Raw genomic sequence first — 2,817 nt, 5'->3', positions numbered from 1 at the left:
GTAAGCGGTGATTTCAGCACACCGAATAAGGAATTGTTTGCAACTGACGGGCGAGCGTAGCCGAATCGCGATGGTCGGGGTCAACCGGCAATGTCCGCATCGGGGTGATGAGTCTGCACGTGGGCGAGCATGCCGACGCCCATTCAGTTCGTCAGCCGGTCCCTTCCTTTTCCTGCTGCTGCCGGGCGTAATTGAACGGCAGAAGGTCGGTTACATCAGCGTCCGGCGCGCGCTGCGGGAGCTCGGTGAGTACGTGTAGCAGGTAGTCGTACGGCTCGACGCCGCAGGCTCTGCACGTCAACATCAGGCTGTACACTGTCGCGCTCGCTTTTGCGCCGTCAACTGTGTCGCTGAACAGCCATGACTTCCTCGAAGTGGCAAACGGCCTGATGTCTCGTTCGCAAACGTTGTTATCGATGGCGGCGCAACCATCGGTGACGTAGCGGCTCAGATATTGCCACTGGTTGCGTGTATAGGCGATTGCCTTGCCGAGCAGACTCTGGGGCAGTACCTTGGGTGCCAGCTCATCGAGCCACGCCTTGAAGGCATCGAGCACCGGCACGCTATGCTTTTGCCGCAGGCCATATGTGTAATCAGCGCGCGTCTGGCCGTCAGGCAGTTCGCCCTTGGCGAGCGCCTCGACACGGTACAGGGCCTGGAAGTATTCCAACGCTTTCGCCACGCGAGCGTTAGCTGTCTTCTGTTTGCCGGAGTCCGTTTTTTTCTCGGCCGCCTTGTCCGCCTTGACGAACAGCCTCCGGGCGTGCGCGACGCATCCGAAGTGCGTGGCCTTTTTGAGCGTGCGCCAGGCGCTGTAGCCGTCGCTCATCAGCATGCCGCTGTAGTCGCCGAGAAACTTCTTGGGATGCTCCTGGCCGCGCCCCGGCTGGTACTCGAACAGCACAACGGGCTCGGCGCAGCCTTCGGCGCTGCGGTACACCCATGCATAGCTTTTGCTCTGCGCGGACCTGCCGGGCTCCTTGAGCACCTGAACCGTCGTTTCATCACCGTGGATCAACGGCTGCGACAGCAACGTCTTGTGCAGCGCGTCGTACAGGCGGCGGTAGTGCAGTTCGCTGGGGCGGATGATCCAGTGAGCGAGCGTGCCGCGACTCACCGGAATCTGCCAGCGTGCGAGCGCGTCCTGCATCCGGTACAACGGCATGCCGTCGACGTACTTTGCGGTCGTGACCGTCGCGATCACCGACGCATCCGCATGGCTGCCCGGAATCGGCTGCACCGGCATCGGTGCAAGCACGATCCGGGTATGTTCGGCGTGACACTCACAGTGCCGGCATGCCCATTTGGAACGTACGTTCTGCCGGACCGTCCACTTGACCTCGACGTGCAACTGCTCACTGATGTCCTCGCCGATGCGATGCATCGGGTTGCCACAGTCCGCGCATGCCCTCTGGTCTTCGGGCAGATCGTATTGGACAGGTTCACGCTTCAGGTATGCCGGCAGAGGCTTGCGTCCGCCCTTGCGCCGATCGGGCTCGCTGTTTTTGGGCAGGCCGGTGTCGGGCAGCGCTGGCTGTGCGCCCTCGTCCTCCTCATCGGAGGGTTCGGTCTGCGCGATCTGCTCGGCCTCGTCGAACATGCGATCCTTGCGTTTTTCGCTCTTCGGTGCGAAGCGCTCGGCCTGCAGCAGACGGATCTGTTCCTCGAGCTGCCCGATGCGCCGGTTCAGCTCCTCGATCTGTGCGTCGCGCTGGGCAATATCCTGTGTCGCGCGCTCTTCGAGATCGCGGATATAGCCCTTGACGACCCTGGGCAAGTGCTTGAGATCGGGAGGATTCATGCGCTCCAGGATAGCGGAGCGCGGCGCGCCGTGGGTTTACGTCAATTTGTAAAAGGCGCAGCCGCCGTTGTTTACGCGCGACGTGCGTTGCCGGGCGGGCTAGCTGGCGTGCTGGTAACGACGCACAGGGTGGCGGCGAAGCGCGTCAATGTCGATGCCGTCGAGCAACCAGTGAAGCTGCTGCGTTGTCAGCTCGATCACCTCCTGATGCCGGCTCGGCCACACGAAATGGTCTTCCTCAAGCCGGCGCAACATCAACCAGAAACCAGTGCGCTCGTAAAACAGGAGCTTGACGCGATCGCGTTTGCGGTTGTGGAACGCATACACGGCACGGGCGAGCGGGTCCAGCTGCATCGACTCCGCGACCAGGGCAGCAAGGGTATTGATGCCGGCGCGGAAGTCAATTGGCTCGCGGTACAGGTACACCTTCAGGTCGTCGTCGAAGCGGAACATCAGCTCTGCCTCAACGCGTCAATCATCGTCTTGAGCAGCGCGCAATCCTGTCCGGTGCACTCAAGTTCAAGGCTCACCCCGTTGGGCAACTGCGCCACCAGGCGCGAGGGCAGCGGTGGTCGCTGTGGCGCGCGCACCCGCATCGGCGCCGTCGGTGTATCAGGTTCCGGCTGTGGCTGCATCGGCGAAGCCGCCCAGCTGTCATCGCTGATCGCCATCACCGGTACAAATGCCGTGGGCAGAGCCTTCGAGTCACATGGGGCGGCGGCGCCCTTCAGACGCGCCTCGTAATTCTTGATCCAGCGGCGCAACTGGTTGGCGTTCACGCCCGCCTTCAGCGCCATACCCGCGATCGACACGCCCGGTTTCAGGCAGGCTTCAATCAGCCTCTGTTTGTCATGCTTGTCGAAAGTCCGCTTACCTTCGACACCAACGTTGGTCGCACGCAAGGGCAAAAAATCTGCGCAGTTCTCGTCCATGAAGGGTGTGTCCATTAAAAAACCGTGGACACATCCTGCGCTGTTTTCAGTTCAGGATCTATGTGAGGAGAAACTGCCGCTTAC

Annotated in this window: 3 protein-coding genes; all 3 read right to left on the bottom strand. The window is 61.6% G+C overall.

The window, feature by feature from the left end; translation table 11 throughout:
* Positions 1 to 151: 151 nt before the first annotated feature.
* The 3 genes from tnpC to tnpA all read right to left on the bottom strand — a co-directional run bounded on the left by tnpC (position 152) and on the right by tnpA (position 2,733).
* Positions 152 to 1,801 (bottom strand): IS66 family transposase, encoded by a 1,650-nt coding sequence (tnpC, locus tag AABE10_RS36070; RefSeq protein WP_342937819.1) that lies wholly within the window; start codon positions 1,799 to 1,801, stop codon positions 152 to 154.
* A 99-nt stretch (positions 1,802 to 1,900) separates the two neighbouring features.
* Complete coding sequence (gene tnpB / locus AABE10_RS36065; RefSeq protein ID WP_342937818.1) at positions 1,901 to 2,254, bottom strand: IS66 family insertion sequence element accessory protein TnpB; 354 nt, start codon at positions 2,252 to 2,254, stop codon at positions 1,901 to 1,903.
* On the bottom strand, positions 2,254 to 2,733 hold the full coding sequence (tnpA, locus tag AABE10_RS36060) for an IS66-like element accessory protein TnpA (protein ID WP_342937817.1): 480 nt from the start codon (positions 2,731 to 2,733) through the stop codon (positions 2,254 to 2,256). Before tnpA ends, tnpB begins: the two co-directional genes overlap by 1 nt.
* Positions 2,734 to 2,817: the final 84 nt, after the last annotated feature.

The organism is Paraburkholderia diazotrophica, assembly GCF_038900755.1.
GTDB classification, from domain to species: Bacteria; Pseudomonadota; Gammaproteobacteria; order Burkholderiales; family Burkholderiaceae; genus Paraburkholderia; species Paraburkholderia diazotrophica_A.
Note: the sequence above shows the minus strand (reverse complement) of the source record. Positions and strands in the feature narration are given on the sequence as shown.

Bases quoted from the DNA above. Each gene is read 5' to 3' on its own strand.
- tnpC (WP_342937819.1), bottom strand. From the start codon at position 1,801: ATGAATCCTCCCGATCTCAAGCACTTGCCCAGGGTCGTCAAGGGCTAT.
- tnpB (WP_342937818.1), bottom strand. From the start codon at position 2,254: ATGTTCCGCTTCGACGACGACCTGAAGGTGTACCTGTACCGCGAGCCA.
- tnpA (WP_342937817.1), bottom strand. From the start codon at position 2,733: ATGGACGAGAACTGCGCAGATTTTTTGCCCTTGCGTGCGACCAACGTT.